Below are 24,510 nucleotides of genomic sequence, written 5' to 3' on the forward strand. Positions count from 1 at the left end.
AAAAAATATCTGCACAGATACTCGGACGTGAAATTTACAAAAAGCTCTGCGGGTCGATATCCACCTGCACCCTCACCGATCCCCGCTCTTTCGGCCCCGCCGCGAGCAGCGCGCGAATAAATGCCTGAATATCCGCCCGCTTCGTCCCATGGATCAGCAATCGAAACCGATGCCGCCCGCGAATCAGCGCAAGCGGCGCCTCCGCCGGCCCAAGCACGGCGATTTCCGATGATGACGGCGCGGCCCTCCGCAATGCGCGCGCATGGCTCTCCGCCTCGGCGCGCGAATTGGCCGAAACGATCAGCGCCGCCAGTCGCCCGAAGGGTGGCAAGCCCGCTCGCTCGCGCTCCTCGATCTCGCGCGCATAGAAAGCCTCTGCATCCCCCGAGACGATGGCGCGCATGACGGGGTGCTCCGGCTGATAGGTCTGAAGCAGACCGATACTCTTGCGCCCTGTCCGCCCTGCCCGTCCCGTCACCTGATTGAGCAACTGGAATGTCCGCTCCGCCGCACGCGGATCGCCATTGGCAAGGCCAAGATCGGCATCGATCACGCCCACCAGCGTCATGTCGGGAAAATTATGCCCTTTCGCCACAAGCTGCGTGCCGATGACGATATCCGCCTCGCCCTTGGCGATGGCCTCCAGTTCCAGCCGCAACCGCTTCACCCCGCCGAGAAGATCGGAAGACAACACGATGATCCGCGCATCGGGAAACGCCGCCGCCGTCTCCTCCGCAATGCGCTCCACCCCAGGCCCGCAGGCCACGAGATGGTCGAGCGTGCCGCAGGATGGGCAAGATTGCGGCACCGGCTCGTGATAACCGCATTGATGGCACATCAGCTGGCCGCGAAAGCGGTGTTCCACCAGCCAGCTCGAACAATCCGGGCATTGAAAGCGGTGACCGCAGACACGGCAGAGCGTCAAGGGCGCATAGCCCCGGCGGTTGAGGAAGAGCAGCGCCTGCTCCTTCCGCTCCAATGTCTGGGCGATGGCTCCCGTCAGCACCGGCGACAGGAACCGCCCTGGCGGCGGCGGCGAGCGGCGCATGTCGATGGTCTTCAGGTCCGGCATCGCCGCTTCGGCATAGCGGGAGGAAAGCCGGATGCGCTTATAGCGCCCCTGCTCCGCATTGACTTGGCTTTCGACCGACGGCGTCGCCGAGGCGAGCACGACCGGGAAACCTCCAATATGCCCACGCACGACAGCCATGTCGCGGGCATTATAAAAGACGCGATCCTCCTGCTTGTAGGCGGGATCGTGCTCCTCGTCGACCACGATCAGCCCCAACTCGCGGAACGGCAGGAACAGCGCCGAGCGCGCTCCGGCCACCACTTTCACCGCGCCTTCCGCCACCTGCCGCCAGACGCGCTCGCGCATCTTCGGTGGCAAGTCGGAATGCCATTCGGCGGGCTTCGCCCCGAAGCGATTGTGGAACCGGTCGAGGAATTGCTGCGTCAGCGCGATTTCAGGCAGCAGAATCAGCACCTGCCGCCCCTGCTCGATAGCTTTTGCCATAGCCTCGAAATAGACTTCCGTCTTGCCCGAACCGGTCACGCCGTCGAGCAATGAAACGGAGAAACCCTGCTTCTCGACATTCTCCACCAGCATGTCCGCCGCCGCCTGCTGATCCGGCGAAAGATCGGCGCGGGCGTAATCGATATCGGGCGCGGCCACCACCGGCGGCGGCGGAATCATCACCTCCTCGAACACGCCCTGCACCTTCAGCCCTTCGACGACCGTCGTCGAGACCCCGGCTGCGTGGGCAAGGCCGGAGCGCGTCCACGCCATGCCGTCCTCGACAAGTTCCATCACCCGCGCGCGCGCATCCGTCAGCCGGTCCGGCTTCTGCCCGGCATAGCGCAAGCCCGGAATCGGCGGCTCGGGGTCGAAGGCAGCAGGGACGCGCAAGAGCATCCGCGCCACCATGCCAGGCGGCGACAGCGTATAATCCGCCGCCCAAGCGACGAAGCGCAGCATGTCCGGCTCGACCGGCGGGCAGTCGAACACTTCTGAAATCGGCCGCAACTTCCTGGCATCCACCGCATCCGTCTCGCCCCCGGTGACGATGCCCGCCACCTCGCGCGGCCCCAGCGGCACCCGCACGATCGAGCCCGGCACGACGCTCATCCCATCAGGCACGGCATAGGAATAGGGCCGTTCTGCGGGCATAGGAACGAGCACGGGTACGATCCTGCGGGGTAGGTGCGAATCTTTCGACATGATCGCGTGACCTTGGCTTGGCTTTGGAGTAAAGAAAACCCACCTTAGAGGATAAGAAGGATGGGACTTTTAAAGGCCAAGCCCGATACCTCGCCAGCCAGTATATGGAGGATGCAGAAATGAAATTCTTTGTCGATACCGCCGATGTGAAGGAAATCCGCGAGCTGAACGATCTCGGCCTCCTCGACGGCGTAACCACCAACCCCTCCCTGGTGATGAAGTCGGGCCGCAACATTCTCGAAGTCACCAAGGAAATCTGCGATATCGTCTCCGGCCCGGTTTCGGCTGAAGTCACGGCGCTCGACTATGACGGCATGATGAAAGAAGCAGCGGTTCTCTCCAAGATCGCGGACAATATCTGTATCAAGGTGCCGCTGACGCTCGACGGCCTCAAGGCCTGCAAGGCGCTGACCTCGGAGGGCCGCAAGGTCAATGTCACGCTCTGCTTCTCTGCCACCCAGGCGCTTCTCGCCGCCAAGGCGGGCGCGACCTTCATCTCGCCCTTCATCGGCCGCCTCGACGACATGGGCATCAACGGCATGGAGCTCATCGCCGAAATCCGCACCATCTATGACAATTACGATTTCAAGACCGAGATCCTCGCGGCCTCGATCCGCACCGTGAACCATGTCAAGGACGCCGCCCTCATCGGCGCCGACGTCGCCACCGTCCCGCCTGCCGTGTTGAAGGCGCTCGCCAAGCACCCGCTGACGGACAAGGGGCTCGAGTCCTTCCTCGCCGATTGGGCGAAGACGGGGCAGAAGATCGTCTGATAGTTCGGGCGGGGGTGCCAGGCGCCCTCGCTCTTCGTGGCTCCGCTGCGCTTCGCATCTTGGGCATGGAACCACAGGGGTGAAGAGGATCACCCTTTCACCACCGTCTCCCCCTCCTCTCGCATAACCGTTACAGGCCTTGCTCCGGTCTCCGCCCGAATGGCGTCGGCAAGCGCCGTGGAATGGGTCACCACCCAGACCTGAGCGCGCTCCGCCGCCTTGCCTATCATGCGGGCAAGCGCCGGCAGCATGGATGGATGCAGACTCGCCTCCGGCTCGTTGAGCGCGATGAGCGGCGGCAGGCGGTAGGAAAGCAGCGCCCCGGCAAGCGCCAGGAACCGGATCTGCCCGTCTGAAAGTTCCTCCGGCCCAAACACACGTTGCGGAAATTCGGGCAGCATGAGCCCGAAGCTCGCCCTGCGTTCAGGCGGTGGAATGCTCAATCTCGCCCCGCCCAGAGCGTCCGCCACACATCGATTAAGATCGACCGTATCGCCTCTGATATAAGCCAGCGTCGCGAAGACGGCAGCAAGATTGCTGCCATCTTCGTCCAGTAGCGGAGACGTCACCGCAATCGAAGGCCGGCGCACGGGCGAGCCCCGATCCGTCCGAAAGCCGTGATAAAAGCGCCATCCCCGCAAATTCGCGCTGAGATCGCCGATTTCAGGATAGCGCCCCGCGTCTGCGAGCAGCGAAAGCGCCGTTTCCGACGCCAATATCGGCGACGGATGCCGGACACGCTTTCCTTCACCGTCGCGCGCAAAGACCGCCGGCCCCTTGCGGCTCATCATATCGACGGACCGGCGGCCGGTATCGAGGCTCAGATCCTCCTCTTTAATGTGCGGCTCGTATGCGAAGCCCGCCGAGGCGGGCGGCGGAAGCCCCGCCTCGATGTGATAAGCGGAGCGCGCTGCCGTCTCACCATCCTCGAAACGCGCTTCAAGGATGATCCGCGCCGGCTGACCTGCCCGCCGCGGCCCCGTCCAGAGCGCCGACTGCATGCCGCCTTCACTGGCGATCTCGCTGGCAAGCGTCCCGGTGGACGATGTCTTTATGAGTTGCAAGGCGCGATAGAGATTGGATTTTCCCGCCCCATTCTCGCCGACGAACAGGGACACCCGCCCGATCTCAAGATGAATCGAGCGAAGCGATCGGTAATTTTTTGCCGAAAAGGATGTCAGCCGCATCATGTCGCGCCCTTAATCAAGCGAATCAGGCGCGACGGCGGAACGCGCCTCGACTCATCAAGAGCGCATGGCGCTAATGCTGTCGCGCCAGATCCTGCGCCACGGCCAGCATGATCTGCTCCGCCAGTTCCTGCGCCGCGCGGTCCTGCGCGTCGCGCTCGGCGCGAAGATTCGCGAATTCCTGGCGCGGGCGGTCGAAGGAGGCGCTCACCGCCCGCCTGCCCCTAGCAATCGGCTTCCCCGCGGCGTCACGTAGCACGTAGTTCGACGATACCCGCACCGTGCCGGCGGAAGGACGCCCTGTCCTATCCGTCGAATCGCCGACATCGACGCTGACGGCAGAAGTCGTCACCGAGGTCACGCCGAGCGACAGGCGATAGGCCGGCGTCGTTGGCTCACCCGCACCGCCGCTGAAAAGAAAGATCAGCTTGTTGCGCACTTCCTGCCCGTAGCGGGTCGTCGCCGGTTCGATCTCGATCGAGGCGAGCTTGTCGCGCATACCCGGCTGAACGCTACCGCCGATGGCCGCGCCCGCGCCGCCGCCCGAATAGAGCGGCTGCACGGTGCATCCCGAAGCAGCGAGCGTGCCCGCCAAAAGCGCAAGGAGCGCGAAACGCTTCCGCGTGGCCAAAAAAGCGCGATCAGGCAACGACATTGACGATCCTCTGCGGCACCACGATGATCTTCTTCGGCGGTTGTCCCTGAAGGGCCGACTTGATGAAATCAAGCTCGAGCACCGCCTTCTCCACGGTCAGTTGATCCGCATCGCGGGCGATTGTCAAATCCCCTCTCTTCTTCCCGTTGATTTGCACAGGAAGCGTGATCTCGTTCTCCACAATCAATGCCGGATCGAAGGCCGGCCACGCCGCCGTGGCGGCGAGACCCTCGACGCCCAACTCCGCCCGGCAGGCTTCCGCCAGATGCGGCATCATCGGCGCGATCATGGCGATGAGCATATCCACCGCCTCGCGCAACGCCGCAAGCAGGACCCCATCCGCCTTGCCGTTCGCTGCTGCCTGCAGCGGCGATGCGAGCGTGTTGGTAAGCTCGTAAAGACGGGCCACCGCCCGGTTGAAGGAAAGCTTCTCGATGTCCTCGCCAACGGCCTTCAGCGTCTTGTGTGCCGCCTTGGAAATCGCGCCCGCCTTGCCTTCGGCGGCGGATTTCGGCTCCACAGCCTTCAGTACCGGCGCAGCCTCCGAGATGAGCCGCCAGATGCGCTGCACGAAGCGGTGCGCGCCCTCGACGCCCGCCTCGGTCCAGATCACATCGCGATCCGGGGGCGAATCGGAGAGCATGAACCAGCGCGCCGTATCCGCGCCATAGGAAGCGATGATATCATCGGGGTCGACGACGTTTTTCTTCGACTTCGACATCTTCTCGATGGAGCCGATTTCCACCGGCTCGCCGGTCGAAATCAGCGTGGCCTTGCGCTGGCCGTCGCTTTCCTCGATGCGGATGTCTGCGGGCGAAACCCAGCCATTCTTGTCCCGGTAGGTCTCGTGAACCACCATGCCTTGCGTGAAAAGGCCCTGGAAAGGCTCTTCGACCGCGTTGACATGCCCGGTCGCCTTCATCGCGCGGATGAAGAAGCGCGAATAGAGCAGATGCAGGATCGCATGCTCCACGCCGCCGATATACTGGTCGACAGGCAGCCATCCGGTAGGCCCGTCGACAGCGGCAAGCGTCGTCGGCTGCTTCTCGTTCCAGGGATCGGTGAAGCGCGCGAAATACCAGGACGAATCGACGAAGGTGTCCATCGTGTCGGTGTCGCGCCGCGCATCCTTGCCGCAATGGGGGCACTTCACATGCTTCCAGCTCGGGTGATGATCGAGCGGATTGCCGGGCTTGTCGAAGCTGACGTTATCGGGCAGCAGCACCGGCAGGTCGCTGTCCGGCACCGGTACTGCGCCGCAATCGTCGCAATGGATCACCGGGATCGGGCAACCCCAATAGCGCTGGCGCGAAATCAGCCAGTCGCGCAGGCGGAACTGCACCTTACGCTCGGCTTGCGGACGGCCATCGATGGTGATGTTTTCGAGGCGGTTTGCCACCTCCTGAAAAGCCTGCTCGGGCTTCATCCCGTCGAGGAAGCGTGAGTTGATCATCACCCCGTCATCGGTGAACGCCTCTTCCGTAATCTGGAACGTCGCGGCATCAGCCCCGTCAGGCATGACAACAGGCACCACCGGCAGACCATATTTATGGGCGAAATCGAAGTCGCGCGGGTCGTGCGCCGGGCAGCCGAAGATCGCGCCGGTGCCATAATCCATCAGCACGAAGTTCGCGACATAGACCGGCACCTTCCAGTTCTCGTCGAACGGGTGGATGGCACGGATGCCCGTGTCGAAACCCTTCTTCTCTGCCGTCTCCAGCGCGGCGACCGAGGTGCCGATACGTCGGCATTCCTCGGCGAAGGCCGCGAGTTCGGGATTGGCTTCCGCAGCCTTCTTCGCCAGCGGATGATCCGGCGAGATCGCCATGAAGGACGCGCCGAACAGCGTGTCCGGCCGAGTCGTATAGATTTCGAGTTCGCTCTCCCCCGCAGGCGCAGTAGCCTCGTCGAGCGCCCAGCGGACAAGCAAGCCTTCCGACCGGCCGATCCAGTTCTGCTGCATGACGCGGACCTTCTCGGGCCAGCGGTCGAGTGTCTCGAGGCCATCGAGCAGCTCCTGCCCCATCGAGGTGATCTTCAGGAACCATTGCGTCAGGTCGCGTTGCTCCACCAGCGCGCCGGAGCGCCAACCGCGCCCGTCGATGACCTGTTCGTTGGCAAGCACCGTCATGTCGACCGGGTCCCAGTTGACCTTGGCCGATTTGCGCTCCGCCAGGCCGGCCTTCCAGAAATCGAGGAACAGCTTCTGCTGATGGCGGTAATAACTGGGGTCGCAGGTCGCGATTTCACGCGTCCAGTCGAGCGAGAGGCCCATCTTGCGCAGCTGGCCCTTCATCGTCTCGATATTGGCATAGGTCCACTGGCGCGGATTGACCTTGTTGTCCCGTGCCGCGTTTTCCGCCGGCAGGCCGAACGCGTCCCAGCCCATCGGATGCAGCACATTGAAGCCCTTGGCCCGCTTGTAGCGCGCCACCACGTCGCCCATCGTATAATTGCGGACATGGCCCATATGGATGCGGCCCGACGGATAGGGGAACATCTCGAGGACGTAATATTTTTCCCGCGGGTCGTCATTCCGGGTCTCGAAGATTTTGGCGTCTTCCCAGACCTTCTGCCAATGGGTTTCCGCGGCGCGCGGATTGTAGCGTTCGGTTGCCATGACCGTATTTCTCTTGCAAAGAGGATTTTGAATCTTTGGGCGGACCTTCACCATGGAATGGCGGGGGCGTCAACCTTCGCCGCTCGTTGAGCGTCCCAAACCGTATAAATTTAAGGAAATGAACGTCATGAGCGATGCCGTCAATGCCGTCGAGCGCCTGGAAACCGTCCGTGCGAGAATCGCGGAAGCGACACGTGAGGCGAAGCGGACGGAAGGATCGGTGGCGCTCGTCGCCGTGTCCAAGACCTTCGGCGCGGACGATATCCGCCCGGTGCTGGACATCGGTCAGCGCGTTTTCGGCGAAAACCGCGTGCAGGAGGCAGAAAGCAAATGGCCGGAGCTGCGGCAGGCTTATAACGGCATCGAATTGCATCTGATCGGCCCGCTGCAGTCCAACAAGGCCGCCGAGGCGGTAGCCCTGTTCGACGTTATCGAAACCGTGGACCGTGAGAAGATCGCAGCGACGCTCGCCGCCGAGATGAAGAAACAAAACCGTTTTCCTAGGCTCTATGTACAGGTCAACACCGGGCTGGAACCGCAGAAGGCGGGCATCGCGCCGACCGAAGCCGTGGCCTTCGTCGAGCGTTGCCGCAATACCCACGGCCTCGCCATAGAGGGACTGATGTGCATTCCGCCTGCAGAGGAGAATCCGGGGCCGCACTTCGCGCTTCTGGAAAAGATCGCCCGCGCGGCCGGCGTCGAGAAGCTTTCCATGGGCATGTCCGGCGATTATGAAATCGCCATCGCCTTCGGCGCGACATCCGTCCGCGTGGGCTCCGCCATTTTCGGCAGCCGTTAGAGTCACCCTCCGTCATTCTCGGGCTTGTCCCGAGAATCTCCCAGAATGACGACAAGGGCTAAGCCCTTGGTCTTGTTGCGAAGAGGTCAGAAAACTTACATAATCAGCACTTAACGCTGGCGGGAGGAAGGCTGGCGCACACCGGAGGAGTTTCATGTCAGAAAAGATTTATCCCGTCCTGCCGGACGCGAAGGCGAATACGCTTATCGATGATGCGACCTATCAGGAATGGTATCGCGAAAGCGTCGAGAACCCGGAAGGCTTCTGGGCCAAACACGGCAAACGCATCGACTGGTCCAAGCCCTTTACCAAGGTAAAGAACACCTCCTTCACCGGCGATGTCTCGATCAAATGGTTCGAAGACGGCGAAACCAACGTCTCCTATAATTGCATCGACCGGCATCTCAAAAAGCGCGGCGATCAGGTGGCGATTATCTGGGAGGGCGATAACCCCTATTTCGACAAGAAGATCACCTATCGCGAGCTCCACGCCGAAGTCTGCCGCCTCGCCAATGTGCTGAAGAAGCACGGCGTCAGGAAGGGCGACCGCGTCACCATCTATATGCCGATGATTCCGGAAGCCGCCTATGCGATGCTCGCCTGCGCGCGCATCGGCGCGGTCCATTCGGTGGTGTTCGGCGGTTTCTCGCCCGATGCGCTGGCCGGGCGTCTCGTCGATTGCCAGTCCACCTTCATCATCACATCAGATGAGGGCGTGCGCGGCGGCAAGCCGATCCCGCTGAAAGCCAACACCGATACCGCCATCGGCATCGCGGCCAAGCAGGGGCTGGGGGTCAAAAACGTTCTCGTCGTACGCCGCACCGGCGGCAAGATCGGCTGGGAGCCGGGCCGCGACCTCTGGTACCACAAGGAAACCGAAGCGGCGGAAGCCGATTGCCCCGCCGAGCCGATGAATGCGGAAGACCCGCTCTTCATCCTCTACACCTCAGGATCGACCGGCAAGCCCAAGGGCGTACTCCACACCACGGGCGGCTATCTCGTCTATGCCTCGATGACGCATCAATATGTCTTCGATTATCACGACGGCGATATCTACTGGTGTACCGCCGATGTCGGCTGGGTGACGGGTCATTCCTATATCGTCTACGGACCGCTCGCCAACGGCGCGACGACGCTGATGTTCGAAGGCGTGCCGAACCATCCGGACTATGGCCGGTTCTGGGAGATCATCGACAAGCATAAGGTCAACATCTTCTACACCGCCCCGACCGCGATCCGCGCGCTGATGGGCGCGGGCGACGAGTTCGTCAAGCGCTCCTCGCGCAAGAGCCTCCGCCTGCTCGGCTCCGTCGGCGAGCCGATCAATCCGGAAGCCTGGGAATGGTATTACCATGTGGCGGGCGAAGCCCGCTGCCCCATCGTCGATACCTGGTGGCAGACGGAAACGGGCGGCATCCTCATTACCCCGCTGCCCGGCGCGACGAAGCTGAAGCCCGGCTCCGCCACACGGCCCTTCTTCGGCGTTCAGCCACAACTGGTCGACCAGGAGGGCAATGTGCTGGAAGGCGCTGCGGACGGCAATCTCTGCATCGTCGATAGCTGGCCCGGCCAGATGCGCACCGTCTATGGCGACCACCAGCGCTTCGTGGACACCTATTTCTCCACTTACAAGGGCAAATATTTCACCGGCGACGGGTGCCGCCGCGACGCGGACGGCTATTACTGGATCACGGGCCGCGTCGACGACGTGCTCAACGTCTCCGGCCACCGCCTGGGCACGGCGGAAGTGGAATCGGCCCTCGTCTCCCACCACCTCGTCTCCGAGGCCGCTGTCGTAGGCTATCCCCACAATCTCAAGGGACAGGGCATCTATTGCTATGTCACTCTGATGGCCGATGCCGAGGAAAGCGACGATCTGCGCAAGGAGCTCGTCGCCCATGTGCGCAAGGAAATCGGCCCTATCGCCACGCCTGACAAGATCCAGTTCGCCCCCGGCCTGCCCAAGACCCGCTCCGGCAAGATCATGCGCCGCATCCTGCGCAAGATCGCGGAGGACGATTTCGGCTCGCTGGGCGATACCTCGACGCTGGCCGATCCCGGCGTGGTGGAAGGGCTGATTGAAAACAGGCAGAACAGGCAGGGGTAAGTAAGGAAGGGCCGGGTAACTCCGGCCTTTTTCTTTTGCGAACAATTCTGGCCCGGACATTTAATTGAACCGTGTAGCGCTACATGCTACAGTTCGACATGATTATAAGCTTTCGGCATAAAGGACTTGAAGCCCTCTTCAAAAAAGGCTCGTCACGGGGTGTGCAGGCCGCGCATGTGCCGAAATTGCAACGTATTCTCGCTTTTCTAGACATCGCCACCACACCGGCAGACATGGACTATCCGGGTTACAAATTACACCTTCTCAAAGGCGATATGAAAGGCCATTGGTCTGTTTGGGTGAACGGTAATTGGCGTGTCACGTTCCGATTTATCGGAACTGATGTGGAATTGGTCGATTACAAAGATACCATTGAGGAGAATGAATATGATGAAAAACCATCCTCATCCCGGAGAAATGCTACGAGAAGACGTGCTGATCCCACTCGGGCTTGAAGTGACGGATGCAGCGCGGCGTCTCGGAATCGCCCGTACGACTCTCTCCCGCGTGATCAATGGGAAATCTGGTATCAGTTCCGATCTTGCAGTCCGCTTGGAGCGTGCAGGAGTAGGGACGGCACGCGCCTGGATGGCGCTGCAAGCCAATTACGAGTTATCCAAAGCGCTTGAGCGGGAGTTGCCGGATGTGAAGCCGTTTAAATCGGCGGCGTGAAGGCAACGCTCCGCCTTGATCATGCCGGTTCGCTAAAAATCGATCGCCCGGCCTTTGATTTCCCAATCGCCGAATCGCGCCGGGTCCTTGCCACCGCGCCCGCCGATTTCGCGCTGGGTCTGCTTTTCGGCAGCTTCCGCCGCGCGCCGCTCTTCCGCTTCTTTCAACGCGCGTTCGGCTGCGGGCGGAATATCCTTTTTCTCGCTCATCTCGTTTCCTCGATATCCTTTGCTCACACATTGAAGCTTGGCGGTTTCGATACCATCATATAGGCGAACGCTATAAAGCGGCAAATCAGGCTTTAATTCGCAACGGAGACGACGATGAACATGATGCGTACTGCCATGTTGCTGGCCTTCATGACGGCGATGTTCATGGCCCTCGGCTATCTCATCGGCGGCACGGGCGGCATGATGATCGCGCTCGTCTTCGCCGCCGGGATGAACCTGTTCAGCTACTGGAATTCCGACAAGATGGTGCTGCGCATGTATGGCGCGCATGAGGTGGATGAGCGCAATGCGCCCGAGTATTACCGCATCGTCCGGGAATTGGCTGAGCGCGCCGGCCTGCCGATGCCGCGCGTCTATATCATCGATGAGGCGCAGCCCAATGCCTTCGCCACCGGGCGCAACCCGGAAAACGCCGCCGTCGCCGCCACCACCGGCCTGCTCAACCGCCTCACCCCGCAGGAACTGGCAGGCGTGATGGCGCATGAGCTTGCCCATATCCAGAACCGCGACACGCTAACCATGACGATAACAGCGACGCTCGCCGGCGCCATTTCCATGCTCGGCAATTTCGCCTTCTTCTTCGGCGGCAATCGCGAGAACAACAATCCGCTCGGCTTCGTCGGCATGCTCGTTGCCATGATCGTCGCGCCCCTCGCGGCCATGCTGGTGCAGATGGCGATCAGCCGTACCCGCGAGTACTCCGCCGACCGGCGCGGCGCGGAAATCTGCGGCCATCCGCTCTGGCTCGCCTCGGCGCTGCGCAAGATCGCCATGGGCGCGCACGATATTCCCAACGCGGAGGCGGAGCATAACCCCGCCACCGCGCATATGTTCATCATCAACCCGCTGCATGGGCAGGGGGCGGACAATCTCTTTTCCACCCATCCCGACACTCAGAACCGCATCGCTGCCCTGCAGACGATGGCGGCGGAATTCGGCCAGTCCGGTTCGGCTTTCAGTTCCGTACCCGGCGGTACGCGCCCCTCTTCCGCCTCCCGCTCACCCCTTTGGGGCGGGGAACCGACCGCGCTTCACCCCTGGGGCAGTCCCGGCGATGACGAGGATCGGACTCCGCCGAAAGGCCCGTGGTCGTGAGCGGCGGAACGGCGCTACGCCGGAGCAAGCAAAAACAAAACCCTCGGGAAAACCTACAAAAGCCGGGCCTCGCCGCGCGCCAATGCGCCGCAAGGCTCTTGAGCGCGGTCATCGAAAAGAAGACCTCGCTCGACGGGCTCACCGATGTCAAGCACGGCCATCCGCAATATATGGCGCTCGATGACCGCGATCGGTCACTGGTCCGCGCCATCCTCGGCGCGGCGCTGCGCCATCGCGGCACCATCGACGCCCTGCTGAGCCAGTTGCTCGACCGTCCGCTGCCGGAAAACGCGGCTGCGCTGAAGGCCCTTCTGCACATCGCCGCCGCGCAGATTCTCTATCTCGATATCCCCGACCATTCCGCCGTCGATCTGGCCGTCACCGCCGCCAATGACGATCCGCGTAACCGGCGTTACACCGGTCTCGTCAATGCGCTCCTGCGCCGCCTCTCTCGTGACAAGGACAAGCTCTCCACCGGCGCGCCTAACGCGCCCGCCTGGTTTGCCGAAAGCCTCGTCAAAGCCTATGGCGGGGAAAAGGCCGCCTCCATTCTGGCCATGCATGCGCTGGAAGCGCCGCTGGACCTGACCGTCAAAAGCGACCCGCAAGGCTGGGCCGAACGCCTTGGCGGCATCGTGCTGCCGAACGGCACGGTACGGCTCGCCAAGCTGGAAGGCGCTCTCACCGAGCTTCCCGGCTTTGAAGATGGCGAATGGTGGGTGCAGGACGCCGCCGCAAGCCTCCCCGCCCGCCTCCTTGGCGATATCAAGGGCAAGCGCGTCGCCGACCTCTGCGCCGCGCCCGGCGGCAAAACCGCGCAACTGGTGCTCGCCGGCGCGGATGTTACCGCGCTCGACATTTCCGCCAACCGCCTCGCCCGCCTCAAAGGCAATCTGGAACGGCTGAAACTGCAGGCGCACACGGTCGAGGCCAATCTCCTGCAATACCAGCCGGACGAGCCATTCGATGCCGTGCTGCTCGACGCCCCCTGCTCCTCCACCGGCACGGTGCGCCGCCACCCCGACGTGCCCTGGACGAAATCGCCCGAGGACATCGCCAAGCTCACCGCGCTGCAGGCTGAGTTTCTCGCCCGCGCCGTAGACATGGTAAAGCCCGGCGGCACCATCGTTTTCTCCAACTGCTCGCTCGATCCGGCAGAGGGGGAGGCGGTGGCAAGGCATGCCCTTGAACACAAGCTGCTTGAAGCTTATCCTGTATTGGAAAATGAATTTCCGGGCCTTGAAGGCCTGGTGACGCGGGAAGGTTTTTTACGATCGACCCCGGTGGACTATCCCCATCCCAACCCGCGCTTGGCGGGGATGGATGGTTTTTTTGCGGCGCGGTTCCGCCGGATTTCTGCTTAAGTTTTGAACGAAATACTGAATTCGAATGATGAAGTATGGTTAACAAAAGCTTTACTATTAGTGAATCATAATTTGTCCAAGGACCGGACGTTCGTCATAAACCTGCGGGGGACAAGGAGATAAAACGCGTGACGGTCGCGCTCAGCGAAACGCCGCATCTCTGGGGACTGGCCGCGGCGCAGATGTGGCGGCGCATGCGCCGGCGCGTGCGCATGGGGCCGCTGTTCCGCTGGCGTTTCACCGGGTTCACGCCGGAGCGCGTGCTGATCGCCCCGCCCGACCTTCGCATCGCCGACCCGCAGATCGCGCAGGAATTCTACCACGGCCGTTTCTCCTTCGCCGGGCGCACGATCGAGACCGGCGGCCGCTCTCCCTTCGCCGCGGAGCCGCCAAGCGCGGCCTGGGAGGCGGAGCTGCATAATTTCGGCTGGCTTCGCCATCTGCGCGCGGCCAGCAACGAGCTTGCCACGGTCAATGCCCGCGCGCTTGTCGATGACTGGATCGCGCTCTATGGCCGCCGCATGGGCGGCACCGCCTGGGCGCCCGAGATCACCGCGCAGCGCATCATCGCCTGGCTGCAATATTCCAACCTCATCCTTGCCGGGTCGGAGCTTCGCGCCTACCGCAAGTTTATGCGTTCGCTGGCCTTCCAGGTCCGTTATCTACGCACCGTCGCCGCCGTTATGGACGATGGCGAGGAAAAGCTCCGCGCCCGCATTGCGCTGGCGTTCGCCTCGCTGGCGTTACCCGTTTCGCCCTCCACCGCCCGCGCCGCGCGGCGGCATCTGGAGCATGAGCTGATCCGCCAGATCCTGCCCGATGGCGGCCATATCTCGCGCAACCCCATGACGGTGCTGGAACTGTTGGCTGATCTCCTGCCGCTGCGCCAGACCTATGCCAATGGCGCGGAAGCCCCGCCTAAGGCGCTTATCGAAGCGGTGGAGCGCATGCTGCCCGCGCTGCGTTTCTTCCGTCATCATGATGGCAGCCTTGCCTTGTTCAACGGCGTCGGCCCGACCTTGCCCGAGCGCATCATCGCCGTCCTCCGCCATGACGAGACGGCGGGCTCTCCGCTCACCCACGCGCCGCATTCGGGCTATGAGCGCATGTCGATGGGCTCGACCACCATCATCGCCGACACCGGCCTGCCGCCGCCCGTTACCGCCTCGCGCGATGCGCATGCCGGCTGCCTCGCCTTCGAAATGTCGTCCGGACGGCAGCGCTATGTGGTCAATGCCGGCATCGACCGCTACGGCCCGCCGGAATTCCGCCCGCTCGGCCGTTCCACCGCCGCCCATTCCACCGCCACCGTCAACGATACCTCCTCCTGCCGGTTCAGCCTCTCGTCCAGCCTTTCCAACATGCTCGGCACACCCATCATCGCCGGGCCGACGAAAGTGCAGATCAAGCGCATCGAGGGCATGGACGAGCAGGGCTTCACCGCCCGGCACGACGGCTATGCAAGGCTTTTCGGCATCTATCACGAGCGCTCCATCGTGCTCTCGCACAATGGCAGCGTCATCGAAGGCCGCGACCGGTTTCTAGGCGCCGGCGACAAGCCGCCTCGCAACAACGGCCGGGACAACGTCACCATCCGTTTTCATATTCACCCCGCAGTGGATGTCGGCTTCGACGAGGACGGCTTGCTTATTCTCTCCGCCGACCGCGACGACACCTGGGCCTTCTCCTGCATCGAAATCGCGCCGGAGCTGGAGGATTCGATCTTCTTCGCCGGCTTCCGTGGCCCGGTGCGGACCAAGCAGATCGTGCTGGCCTTCCCCGCCTCGCAGCTTCCGGAGGTGAACTGGCGTTTTACCCGGATAGCATTGGGTAGTTATGTGTGAGCGCCGTCCTTCCCCCTTGCGGGGAAGGTGTCTGCGGAGCAGACGGATGGGGGTGGTGGCGTCCTTTGCAAGCTATGAGAACATGGCGCGCTGCCTTTACCACCCCCACCCGACCCTACGGGCCACCCTCCCCGCAAGGGGAGGGAAGGCGCTAGGATTCCCCACCAGCCTGTGCTAACCCGCGCGCTATCCTCCCATCCGACAAGAGACATGACCCATGGCCGTCACCTCGAAACATATTCCCGCCCCCGATCTTTATCCCGTGCGCCGTGCGCTTCTGTCCGTCTCCGACAAGACCGGGCTCGTCGAGTTCGCCCGTGCACTGACGGCGCATGGCATCGAGCTCATCTCCACCGGCGGCACGGCGAAGGCGATTACGGCGGCGGGCATTCCTGTGCGTGATGTCTCTGACATCACCGGCTTCCCCGAGATCATGGATGGCCGCGTCAAGACGCTTCACCCCGCCGTCCATGGCGGCCTGCTCGCGGTGCGCGACGATCCCGAGCACGCTGCGGCGATGGAAGCCCATGGCATCGGCGGCATTGATCTGGTGGTAATCAACCTCTACCCCTTCGAGGAAGTGCGCAATCAGGGCGCCGATTATTCGACCATCGTCGAGAATATCGATATTGGCGGGCCCGCGATGATCCGCGCCGCCGCCAAGAACCACGCCTATGTCGCCATCGTCACCGACCCCACCGACTATACGGACGTGCTGGCGGAGCTCGACATCAACAAGGGCGCGCTTCCCTACGCCTTCCGCCAGAAGCTGGCGGCGAATGCCTTTGCCCGCACCTCCGCCTACGATACCGCCATTGCAGGCTGGTTTGCCCAGGCGACGAATGTGGGCGCGCCCTCCTGGCGTGCCCTTGCCGGAAAGCTCCACTCGGAAATGCGCTATGGCGAAAATCCGCATCAGATGGCCGGCTTCTACCTGACGGGCGAGAAGCGCCCCGGCGTCGCCACCGCGACACAGCTTCAGGGCAAGCAGCTATCCTATAACAACATCAACGACACCGATGCCGCCTTCGAACTGGTCGCCGAGTTCGATCCGGCGCGCACCGCCGCCGTCGCCATCATCAAGCACGCCAACCCCTGCGGCGTGGCGGAAGGCGAAACGCTGAAAGACGCCTATCTGAAGGCGCTGGCCTGCGATCCGGTATCGGCCTTCGGCGGCATCGTCGCGCTGAACCGCACGCTCGACGCGGAAGCGGCGGAGGAAATCGTCAAGATCTTTACCGAGGTCATCATCGCGCCCGACGCCACGGAAGAGGCGAAGAACATCGTCGCCGCGAAGAAGAATCTGCGCCTGCTGGTCACCGGCGGCTTGCCCGACCCGCGCGAGCCCGGCCTTGCCGCCAAGACCGTGGCCGGCGGCCTGCTCGTCCAGACCCGCGACAATGGCACGGTGGATGATCTCGAGCTCAAGGTCGTGACGAAGCGCGCCCCCACGGAAAAGGAAATGGCCGATTTGAAATTCGCCTTCCGCGTCGCCAAGCATGTGAAGTCGAACGCCATCGTCTATGTCAAGGACGGCACGACGGTAGGCATTGGCGCCGGCCAGATGAGCCGGGTCGATTCCGCCCGCATCGCCGCGCGCAAGGCGCTCGACGCCGCCGAGGCAGCCGGCCATGCCGAGCCGCTGACCAAGGGCTCCGTGGTCGCTTCCGACGCCTTCTTCCCCTTCGCCGACGGGCTGCTCTCCGCCATCGAGGCGGGCGCGACGGCGGTGATCCAGCCGGGTGGCTCCATGCGGGATGAAGAGGTGATCGCCGCCGCCGACGAGCATGGCATCGCCATGGTGTTTACCGGGATGCGGCATTTCCGGCATTGACGTTTCAAGGCTCGCGCCTTCCCTCCCCCTTGCGGGGAGGGTGGCGCTAATCCCTCTCCGTCGCGGGATAAGGCGTCCCCGCCAAAATCGCCAACCCGGCCACAAAGAACGCAATCAACACCGCCATGCCGAGCCGCGGTGAGCCGCTCAACACCGTCACGCTCGCCACCAGAAACGGCGCGACGAAGCTCGTTGCCCTTCCAGCCAGTGCATAGATCCCGAAATAGCGGCCTGCCTCATCGACGCTGACGCTACGCGCCAGATAGGAGCGCGACGAGGCCTGCACTGGCCCGAAGGCAATGCCGATCAGCAGACCGAAAACCAGATAGGCCTTTTCGGCTGATGTGGCGAACAGCCCGCCGCTATCCGCATCTGAAAACCGCAACGCCCCGAACAACGTAAAATCCTTGCCCGTCGAGACAATACCGATGGTGGCGGCAAGAAGCAGGATGAGCGACAGCATCACCACCCGCTTCGAGCCGAACAGCGTATCGAGCCGGCTTGCGGCGAGGCACGCGAAAATCGCCACCACATTGAGGATGATGCCGAAAAGCCCGATCTCGGTGATCGACCAGCCGAACATCGCCGCCGCGAAGCCGCCGCCCAGTGCCAGCAGCGCATTGACGCCGTCCTGATAGATCATTCGCGCGATGAGAAAGCGGAATATATTGGCGCGCTGCCGCACTTCGCTGAGCGTCGCCCTGAGTTCGGCAAGACCGCGTGTCACCGCTTGAGCGAGCGGCAGGCCCCGCTTCACATCCGGCGTGAACAGGAACATCGGCAGGACGAAGACAAGATACCAGAGCGCCGAGAGCGGGCCGGAAGCCCGGGCGTCCTCTCCTTTCGCCGGATCGAGCCCGAACAGCGGATGCAGCCCTGCAATGGTTTTTCCCGTCTGCGGCGAGGCGGCAAGGCACGTCACCACGAAGATCAGCGCGATCATGCCGCCGAGATAGCCGAGCCCCCAGGCGACATTGGAAACGCGCCCGATTTCGTCCTTCGAGACGAGGCGCGGCAGCATGGAATCGTTGAAGACGATGGAAAACTCCGCCGCCACCGCCGCCGCCGAATAGGCAAGGAGCACGAGGATGAGGCTGGAGCCGGGTGCGGCGAACCAGAGAAGCGAGAGGCTGACGATCTGGATGACGGCGAAGAAGGCGATCCACGGCTTGCGCGCGCCGGTCTCATCGGCAATCGCGCCCAGCACCGGCGAGAGAATGGCGATGAAAAGCCCGGCAATCGCCACCGCATAGCCCCACGCCGCCTGCCCCATCGCCGGGTCGGCAACCATCCGCGAGATGACATAGGGGCCGAAGATGAAGGTCGTGACGACAGTAAAAAAGGGCTGGGCCGCCCAATCGAACAGCATCCAGCCCCAAATGCCGCGCCTGTCCGCGCGTGCGGGCAGTGTTTCAGTGATGGCCATGGCTCCCCCTCCCTCTGCCGGTTCGCGCGCCCTTCCCCCTTGCAGGGAAGGAGGGTGCCTCTCATTACCCCACCAGATCAGACATCAATCCCGCCGCGACCGCAAGCCGCGAAACGGTCAGTTCTCCCCCTTCCACCAGCGCCGTCATACGCTGGCGCGTGGTCATCACACTGGCGTTGCCGCTTTCGAGCCAGGCCGCTGCCGGGTCCTTCTCGCCGCCGAAGCGGGTGAGCGCGGTGACCGCAATGGCCCGCGTGGCTTCGGCGATGGTGTCGTTGGCTCGCGCCAGCGCCATCCCGTCATAGTAATCGGTGATGGGAATGGCCCGCGCCGCCTCTTCGATCCGCCCGATGCGGAAGGCCTCGGTGACGGTGAAATAGGCCTTCGCCGCCGCTATCAGGTCCGATTTCGCGCGGTTTGCGACGAGCGCGATGTCGGGCACGACGGAAGCGAACTGCAACTGGGCGAGCCGTGTCGCCAGCGCCGCCGGGGCCCCCATCGCTGCGAAGCCGTCCGTATCCTGTGCGATCACGCCCGTCATGAACTCAGGCATCAGCTTAGGCAGGCGCGGTTCCAGCGCGTGACGGGCCTGGCGGATTGCTTCCACGAAATCGCCGAGCGGGACATTGGCATTGTGGTTGCGCAGCACCCAGGCGGTCGTCCGGTGCAGCATGCGCGAAACCTGCGCGTAGAACTCGTTCTGCGTGGCCCCGGGCACCTGATTGTCGAGCTTGTCGATGGCGTCATAGACATCGCCAAGCTCGAAGCCGTCCCGCACCGCCACATAGGCGCGCAGGATTTCCCCCGGCGTCTTGCCGGTCATATCCTGCAGGCGGCTGATGAAGGTCGGCCCGCCGCGATTGATCGCGTCATTGCCGAGCAGCGTGGCGATGATGTCCCGTCGCAGCCGGTGGCTCGCAATCTCCGCCGCATAGGGCTTCACCATGCGCTTGGGGAAATAGCTGAAGAGCTCCGGCTCGAAATAGGGATCGTCAGGCAGATCGCTCGTCACGATCTCCTGCACCAGCACCAGCTTGGCGTAGGCGAGCAGCACCGCCAGCTCGGGCCGGGTGAGAGCCTGCCCGCGCGCCTCGCGTTCCTTCAAGGCGTGTTCGTCGGGCAGCGTCTCGATCCGCCGGTCGAGCAGTCTCTGCCGCTCCGTGTCGGTCATGAACCGGGCCTGATAGGGCAGATCGGCCAGGCCGCGCCGCTCCGCCAGGGAAAGCGCCAGCGTCTGCAGATAGTTGTTGCGCAGAACCAGCGCCGCCACCTCGTCGGTCATTGCCGCCAGCAACTTGTTGCGCGCCGGGCGCTCCAGCTTGCCCGCCCGCATCGCCGCCGCGAGCGCGATCTTGATGTTGACCTCGACGTCCGATGTGTTGACGCCGGCCGAATTGTCGATTGCATCGGTGTTGCACCGCCCGCCGAGAAGCGAGAACTCGATGCGTCCGCGCTGCGTCACCGCGAGGTTCGCGCCCTCCCCGATCACCTTGGCGCGCACATCGCTGCCGGTGATGCGGATCGCGTCATTGGCGCGGTCGCCCACCTGCGCGTCGCTCTCCGTGCTGCCGCGCACATAGGTGCCGATGCCACCGAACCAGAGCAGATCGACCGGCGCCTTCAGGATGGCACAGATCAATTCCTGCGGCGTCACATGCGTCTTGGTGATGCCGATGGCCTGCGCCGCCTGCGGCGACAGGGTGATGGTCTTCAGCGAGCGCGAATAGACGCCGCCACCCTCGGAGATTTTCGCGCGGTCGTAATCCTGCCAGCTCGAGCGCGGCAGGTTGAACAGGCGCTGGCGCTCGGCAATCGCAACCGCCGGATCGGGATTGGGATCGATGAAGATGTCACGGTGGTCGAAGGCGGCGACGAGCTTGGTCTGGCTGGAAAGCAGCATGCCGTTGCCGAAGACGTCGCCCGACATGTCGCCCACGCCCGCCACGGTGAAAGGCGTCGTCTGGATGTCGATATCCATCTCGCGGAAATGCCGTTTCACCGCCTCCCATGCGCCGCGCGCGGTGATGCCCATCTTCTTGTGATCGTAGCCCGCGGACCCGCCTGAAGCGAAAGCGTCGTCAAGCCAGAAATCATCCGCCTGGCTGATGGCATTCGCCGTGTCGGAGAAGGTCGCCGTGCCCTTGTCCGCGGCGACAACGAAATAAGGATCGTCGCCATCATGCCGCACGACGCCATGCGGGTGCGCCACACGCTCACCGACAATATTGTCCGTGATGGAAAGCAGCGTCGAAATGAAGGTGATATAGGCCTGCCGCCCTGCCTCGAAGATGGCATTGCGGTCGCCCGAAGGCAGGCGCTTGGGATAGAACCCGCCCTTGGCGCCGACAGGCACGATGACAGCATTCTTCACCTGCTGCGCTTTGACGAGGCCCAGCACCTCGGTGCGGTAATCCTGCGCCCGGTCCGACCAGCGGATGCCGCCACGCGCCACCGGGCCGAAGCGCAGGTGAACGCCTTCCACCTCAGGCCCATAGACGAAAATCTCCCGCCACGGACGCGGATCCGGCAGTCCCTCCACCTCATGCGGGTCGAGCTTGAAGGCGAGCGTCTTGCGCGGGCTGCCATCGGTTTCAGGCACAAAGGCATTGGTGCGCAGCGTCGCCTCGATGAGGTTGAGGAAACGGCGCACGATCTGGTCGTCGTCAAGGCTGGGGACGGACTGCAATTCCAGATCGATCTCATCGCGGAACTTCTTTTCCGCGCCCGTCTTCTTGTCCTCGCTCACGCGCGCCGGATTGAACCGCAGGTCGAACAGATTGAAGAGATTGCGAGCGATTGCCGGATAACGATTGAGCGCCCCGGCGATGAAGCCCTGCGAATAGGCGATGCCGGCCTGCTGCAGATAGCGGCCATAGGCGCGCAGAATGGTGATTTCCCGCACCGAGAGCCGCGCCGTCTGCACCAGCGCGTTATAGCCGTCATTGTCGGCGGCTCCGTTCCAGATGGCGCGGAACGCTTCCTCCAAAAGCGCACCGTCGTCCTTCAAATCCACCGGAACGGAGAAGGCGTTGACAAGCTGCATGTCATGCACATGCACCCTGCCGCCATCCGCGCCCGGCAGGTCAAAGGTCTGCTCGCTGATGACGCGGAAGCCCATATTTTCCAGGAGCGGCACGCGCTGCGAAAGCGCCAGCGCCGCGCCATAATGATAGATCTTCAGCGACACCGCATCGGGCCCGTCGCTGCGGTGCTTGTAGAAATCGACATAGAGCGGATTGTCGGGCGAAAGCGTCGCAATCCGTTCGGCATCGATAAGCGCTTCGTCAGCCGCGAAGCTCTCGCGGTAGGAGTCGGGAAAACCTGAGGCCAGCGCCACGATGTTGCGCCCGGCAGAAGCCATGGTTTCTGCCGCTTCCTGCACCGCGTCTTCCCAGGTGCGCACGATGGCGCGGATCTCGGCTTCCAGCGTTTCGCGCGCCACCTGAGGCACGGTGCCCTCATCGCGCCGGACGATGAAATAGATGCGCGTCAGCGTCCCCTCGGGGAAGGAAGGCTGGAATTCGACGCTCTGCCCGTCATAGACACGCATCAGATATTGGGAAATCTTCTCGCGGACGATGGAATCGTAGCGGTCGCGCGGCACATAGACCAGCACCGAGACGAACCGCCCGAACGGATCGATGCGCGGCAGAGCGCGCACGCGCGGCCGCTCGCCCAGCGCCAGAATGCGCTCGGCATTGGCCACTAGCGTATCCACATCGACCTGGAAAAGCTCGTCGCGCGGATAATCCTCGAGCACGTTGATGAGCGCCTTGCCGGAATGGTCCTGCGGGTTGAAGCCGAGCCGCTTGATAACCGCATCCACCTTTGGCCGCAGGAACGGGATTTTGGTGACCGAGCGCGTGTAGGCGGTGGAGGTGAAAAGCCCCACGAACCGCAATTCGCCCGTCACCTCTCCTTCCTTGTCGAACAGCTTGATACCGACATAATCGAGATAGACGCGCCGGTGGACACGCGAACGCGCATTGGCCTTGGTGACGATGAGCGCCTCCGGCCCTTCGAGGAAGGCAAGGATCTCGCTCGTCGCCGTCGTGCCTGTATCTCCGCGCCGCAGCACGCGCACCGCGGGATCGCTCAATATGCCGAGCTGCGGCTTGTCGGCATAAACGAGTTCCCGCGTCTTGCCCTTGCGGCGATAGTCATATTCCCGCATGCCGAGGAAGATGAAATTGTCGTCGCGCAGCCATTCGAGAAACTCGATGGCTTCAGCCACATCCTTCTTCTTTCCGGGCGGATTGGTTTTGTAGGCCTTGATCGCCTGGTCGAGCCGCGCCAGCATCGGCTTCCAGTCGCGCACCGCAGCACGCACCTGCGCGAGGACGGCTTTCAGCGCGGCGGCCAGCTCCTCACGCGCCGCCTGGTCCAGCATCGGGAGATGAATCTGCATGACGCTGACGCGGTCCGTACCCTTGGGTTCCGGGCCGGACGCCTCGCCATGAACGCTGATGCCGTTCTTGCCATGCGTCACGTCGAGCACGGGATGCAGCACCAGATAGACCATGCTCACCCGCTCGGCGATCTCGCCCAGCACCGAGTCGAGCAGGAAGGGCATGTTGTCGTTGACGAGCGTCACGATGGTGACGGGCCTTCCGGCGCGCAGCACCTTGTTGACGCCGTTGACCGAGACGATGCTGTCACCCTTGCGATAATCGCACAATTCCGCGAAGGCCAGACGCGCGGATTCCTCCAGGGCGGAGTTGTCATATTCGGCCAGATCTTCGGGCGGCGCCCATTCGTAGAACAGGGCCGAGAACGCCTTCAGCGCCTCCTTGTCGCCTCCCTTATCCGTGAGCCCACCGACGTCGCGTTGCTGCCTGGCTGACACTTCCAAACTCCCAAGGAATGAATCTCTGCGAAAGCCTATCAGATCGGCATACGCTTTCGACCCAAAACTGCCCTGAAACGGTGAACTTCCCGTGACAAAGCAACAAAATGAGCCAAAAATTGCCAGGATTGAAAGAAAAAGGCGCCTCAAGTCGCTAAATCGCGCTGATATCTCATCAACGCGGCGTTACTCTCTCACAGCTCCACCAGGTGATCCGCCAGCTCATTGAGATTATCCCCTGTCGCCGGGAAATGCCGGGCGAGCAGCTTGCCGGATTTTTCAATGGCCGCGACAAAGCCGTCCGCGACTTCGGCCCGTGAGGCGTGCTTGGTCAGGAGGGAGACGATGGCGTTCCAGTCCTTCTGCTGCACCTTGGCATTGATGCCCGCATCGGCGATCACCTCGGCATAGCGCTCGGCCAGCGAGACGAACAGAAGCACTCCGGTGCGCTGCGATGTGACATGGATATTGCGCGCCAGGAACTGCTGGACCGCGTTCAGATGGGCGCGATGATAGCGGATACGGTGCGGCACCAGCGCGAAGCGCACCGCAGGCACGAACCACAGGACGAGAATGACACAGATGAAGGCCGCGAGAATGGCAAGGCCGAACAATGGCAGCGACACCTCGTACCAATACCAGTGCGCCAGAAACGCCGCCACGATCGAGGCGATGATGACGCCGCAGGCGGCCACGAACCCGGCGGCGAAGAAATAATCGTCGCTGCGATGCGCCAGCACCGCATAGATCTCGCCGCTGGTCTTTTCTTCCGCGGCGCGAATCGCATTGGCGATGCGCGTGCGGTCGTCAGCGTCTAAAAATGGATGCACGGACATT

Annotated in this window: 17 protein-coding genes; 9 read left to right on the forward strand and 8 right to left on the reverse strand. The window is 63.0% G+C overall.

What is annotated here, in order from left to right; genetic code table 11:
• Positions 1–34: 34 nt before the first annotated feature.
• Positions 35–2,221 carry a primosomal protein N' gene (locus tag ACOWVG_RS08530; protein WP_420961427.1) on the reverse strand — a complete coding sequence of 729 codons (2,187 nt, stop codon included), beginning with the start codon at positions 2,219–2,221 and terminating at the stop codon, positions 35–37.
• Between the two features lie 119 nt (positions 2,222–2,340).
• Here ACOWVG_RS08530 and fsa point away from each other — a divergent pair, with 119 nt between their 5' ends.
• Positions 2,341–2,994 carry a fructose-6-phosphate aldolase gene (gene fsa, locus ACOWVG_RS08535; protein ID WP_420961428.1) on the forward strand — a complete coding sequence of 218 codons (654 nt, stop codon included), beginning with the start codon at positions 2,341–2,343 and terminating at the stop codon, positions 2,992–2,994.
• Between the two features lie 89 nt (positions 2,995–3,083).
• On the opposite strand, the gene ACOWVG_RS08540 is transcribed toward fsa, so the two are convergent.
• The 3 genes from ACOWVG_RS08540 to leuS all read right to left on the reverse strand — a co-directional run bounded on the left by ACOWVG_RS08540 (position 3,084) and on the right by leuS (position 7,456).
• A complete protein-coding gene (locus ACOWVG_RS08540) occupies positions 3,084–4,181 on the reverse strand; it encodes an AAA family ATPase (protein ID WP_420961672.1) in 1,098 nt (365 codons plus the stop codon).
• A 73-nt stretch (positions 4,182–4,254) separates the two neighbouring features.
• Complete coding sequence (lptE, locus tag ACOWVG_RS08545) at positions 4,255–4,836, reverse strand: LPS assembly lipoprotein LptE (RefSeq protein WP_420961429.1); 582 nt, start codon at positions 4,834–4,836, stop codon at positions 4,255–4,257.
• Positions 4,823–7,456 (reverse strand): leucine--tRNA ligase, encoded by a 2,634-nt coding sequence (gene leuS / locus ACOWVG_RS08550; RefSeq protein ID WP_420961430.1) that lies wholly within the window; start codon positions 7,454–7,456, stop codon positions 4,823–4,825. The genes lptE and leuS overlap by 14 nt, the downstream gene beginning before the upstream one ends.
• Before the next feature lie 127 nt (positions 7,457–7,583).
• On the opposite strand from leuS, the gene ACOWVG_RS08555 reads away from it, so the two are divergent.
• The 4 genes from ACOWVG_RS08555 to ACOWVG_RS08570 all read left to right on the forward strand — a co-directional run bounded on the left by ACOWVG_RS08555 (position 7,584) and on the right by ACOWVG_RS08570 (position 11,034).
• Positions 7,584–8,255 (forward strand): YggS family pyridoxal phosphate-dependent enzyme, encoded by a 672-nt coding sequence (locus ACOWVG_RS08555; RefSeq protein WP_420961431.1) that lies wholly within the window; start codon positions 7,584–7,586, stop codon positions 8,253–8,255.
• Positions 8,256–8,409: 154 nt separating this feature from the next.
• On the forward strand, positions 8,410–10,362 hold the full coding sequence (acs, locus tag ACOWVG_RS08560) for an acetate--CoA ligase (protein WP_420961432.1): 1,953 nt from the start codon (positions 8,410–8,412) through the stop codon (positions 10,360–10,362).
• Positions 10,363–10,460: 98 nt separating this feature from the next.
• The gene (locus tag ACOWVG_RS08565; protein ID WP_420961673.1) at positions 10,461–10,817 is read left to right on the forward strand and encodes a type II toxin-antitoxin system RelE/ParE family toxin; all 357 of its coding nucleotides are present in this window, start codon (positions 10,461–10,463) and stop codon (positions 10,815–10,817) included.
• A complete protein-coding gene (locus ACOWVG_RS08570; RefSeq protein ID WP_420961434.1) occupies positions 10,750–11,034 on the forward strand; it encodes a HigA family addiction module antitoxin in 285 nt (94 codons plus the stop codon). Before ACOWVG_RS08565 ends, ACOWVG_RS08570 begins: the two co-directional genes overlap by 68 nt.
• A 32-nt stretch (positions 11,035–11,066) precedes the next feature.
• Here the strand turns inward: ACOWVG_RS08570 and ACOWVG_RS08575 are convergent, their stop codons facing one another.
• Positions 11,067–11,243, reverse strand: a complete 177-nt coding sequence (locus ACOWVG_RS08575; protein ID WP_420961436.1) for a DUF1674 domain-containing protein — start codon at positions 11,241–11,243, stop codon at positions 11,067–11,069.
• 114 nt (positions 11,244–11,357) lie between these two features.
• Between ACOWVG_RS08575 and htpX the strand changes: the two genes are divergently transcribed.
• From htpX to purH, 4 genes are all read left to right on the forward strand, one after another.
• Positions 11,358–12,359 carry a zinc metalloprotease HtpX gene (gene htpX / locus ACOWVG_RS08580; RefSeq protein WP_420961438.1) on the forward strand — a complete coding sequence of 334 codons (1,002 nt, stop codon included), beginning with the start codon at positions 11,358–11,360 and terminating at the stop codon, positions 12,357–12,359.
• The gene (locus ACOWVG_RS08585; RefSeq protein WP_420961439.1) at positions 12,350–13,723 is read left to right on the forward strand and encodes an RsmB/NOP family class I SAM-dependent RNA methyltransferase; all 1,374 of its coding nucleotides are present in this window, start codon (positions 12,350–12,352) and stop codon (positions 13,721–13,723) included. Before htpX ends, ACOWVG_RS08585 begins: the two co-directional genes overlap by 10 nt.
• Before the next feature lie 128 nt (positions 13,724–13,851).
• Positions 13,852–15,567, forward strand: coding sequence for a heparinase II/III family protein (locus ACOWVG_RS08590; RefSeq protein ID WP_420961441.1), 1,716 nt, complete (start codon positions 13,852–13,854; stop codon positions 15,565–15,567).
• Positions 15,568–15,784: 217 nt separating this feature from the next.
• Entirely contained in the window at positions 15,785–17,401 is a 1,617-nt protein-coding gene (gene purH / locus ACOWVG_RS08595) for a bifunctional phosphoribosylaminoimidazolecarboxamide formyltransferase/IMP cyclohydrolase (protein ID WP_420961442.1), read from the forward strand.
• A gap of 46 nt (positions 17,402–17,447) precedes the next feature.
• Here purH and ACOWVG_RS08600 read toward each other — a convergent pair whose 3' ends face one another.
• The 3 genes from ACOWVG_RS08600 to ACOWVG_RS08610 form a co-directional block, all read right to left on the reverse strand.
• Positions 17,448–18,827: an MFS transporter gene (locus ACOWVG_RS08600; protein ID WP_420961443.1), complete on the reverse strand. Its 1,380-nt coding sequence runs from the start codon at positions 18,825–18,827 to the stop codon at positions 17,448–17,450.
• Between the two features lie 64 nt (positions 18,828–18,891).
• On the reverse strand, positions 18,892–23,673 hold the full coding sequence (locus ACOWVG_RS08605) for an NAD-glutamate dehydrogenase (protein WP_420961445.1): 4,782 nt from the start codon (positions 23,671–23,673) through the stop codon (positions 18,892–18,894).
• Positions 23,674–23,867: 194 nt separating this feature from the next.
• Complete coding sequence (locus tag ACOWVG_RS08610; RefSeq protein ID WP_420961446.1) at positions 23,868–24,509, reverse strand: TPM domain-containing protein; 642 nt, start codon at positions 24,507–24,509, stop codon at positions 23,868–23,870.
• Position 24,510: the final 1 nt, after the last annotated feature.

Source organism: Brucella sp. IR073 (assembly GCF_049065735.1).
Lineage (GTDB): Bacteria > Pseudomonadota > Alphaproteobacteria > Rhizobiales > Rhizobiaceae > Paramesorhizobium.

What these genes read in the sequence shown, in the direction of transcription:
- ACOWVG_RS08530 (WP_420961427.1), bottom strand. Translation starts at nt 2,221, where the DNA reads ATGTCGAAAGATTCGCACCTACCCCGCAGGATCGTACCCGTGCTCGTT.
- fsa (WP_420961428.1), top strand. Translation starts at nt 2,341, where the DNA reads ATGAAATTCTTTGTCGATACCGCCGATGTGAAGGAAATCCGCGAGCTG.
- ACOWVG_RS08540 (WP_420961672.1), bottom strand. Translation starts at nt 4,181, where the DNA reads ATGCGGCTGACATCCTTTTCGGCAAAAAATTACCGATCGCTTCGCTCG.
- lptE (WP_420961429.1), bottom strand. Translation starts at nt 4,836, where the DNA reads ATGTCGTTGCCTGATCGCGCTTTTTTGGCCACGCGGAAGCGTTTCGCG.
- leuS (WP_420961430.1), bottom strand. Translation starts at nt 7,456, where the DNA reads ATGGCAACCGAACGCTACAATCCGCGCGCCGCGGAAACCCATTGGCAG.
- ACOWVG_RS08555 (WP_420961431.1), top strand. Translation starts at nt 7,584, where the DNA reads ATGAGCGATGCCGTCAATGCCGTCGAGCGCCTGGAAACCGTCCGTGCG.
- acs (WP_420961432.1), top strand. Translation starts at nt 8,410, where the DNA reads ATGTCAGAAAAGATTTATCCCGTCCTGCCGGACGCGAAGGCGAATACG.
- ACOWVG_RS08565 (WP_420961673.1), top strand. Translation starts at nt 10,461, where the DNA reads ATGATTATAAGCTTTCGGCATAAAGGACTTGAAGCCCTCTTCAAAAAA.
- ACOWVG_RS08570 (WP_420961434.1), top strand. Translation starts at nt 10,750, where the DNA reads ATGATGAAAAACCATCCTCATCCCGGAGAAATGCTACGAGAAGACGTG.
- ACOWVG_RS08575 (WP_420961436.1), bottom strand. Translation starts at nt 11,243, where the DNA reads ATGAGCGAGAAAAAGGATATTCCGCCCGCAGCCGAACGCGCGTTGAAA.
- htpX (WP_420961438.1), top strand. Translation starts at nt 11,358, where the DNA reads ATGAACATGATGCGTACTGCCATGTTGCTGGCCTTCATGACGGCGATG.
- purH (WP_420961442.1), top strand. Translation starts at nt 15,785, where the DNA reads ATGGCCGTCACCTCGAAACATATTCCCGCCCCCGATCTTTATCCCGTG.
- ACOWVG_RS08600 (WP_420961443.1), bottom strand. Translation starts at nt 18,827, where the DNA reads ATGGCCATCACTGAAACACTGCCCGCACGCGCGGACAGGCGCGGCATT.
- ACOWVG_RS08610 (WP_420961446.1), bottom strand. Translation starts at nt 24,509, where the DNA reads ATGTCCGTGCATCCATTTTTAGACGCTGACGACCGCACGCGCATCGCC.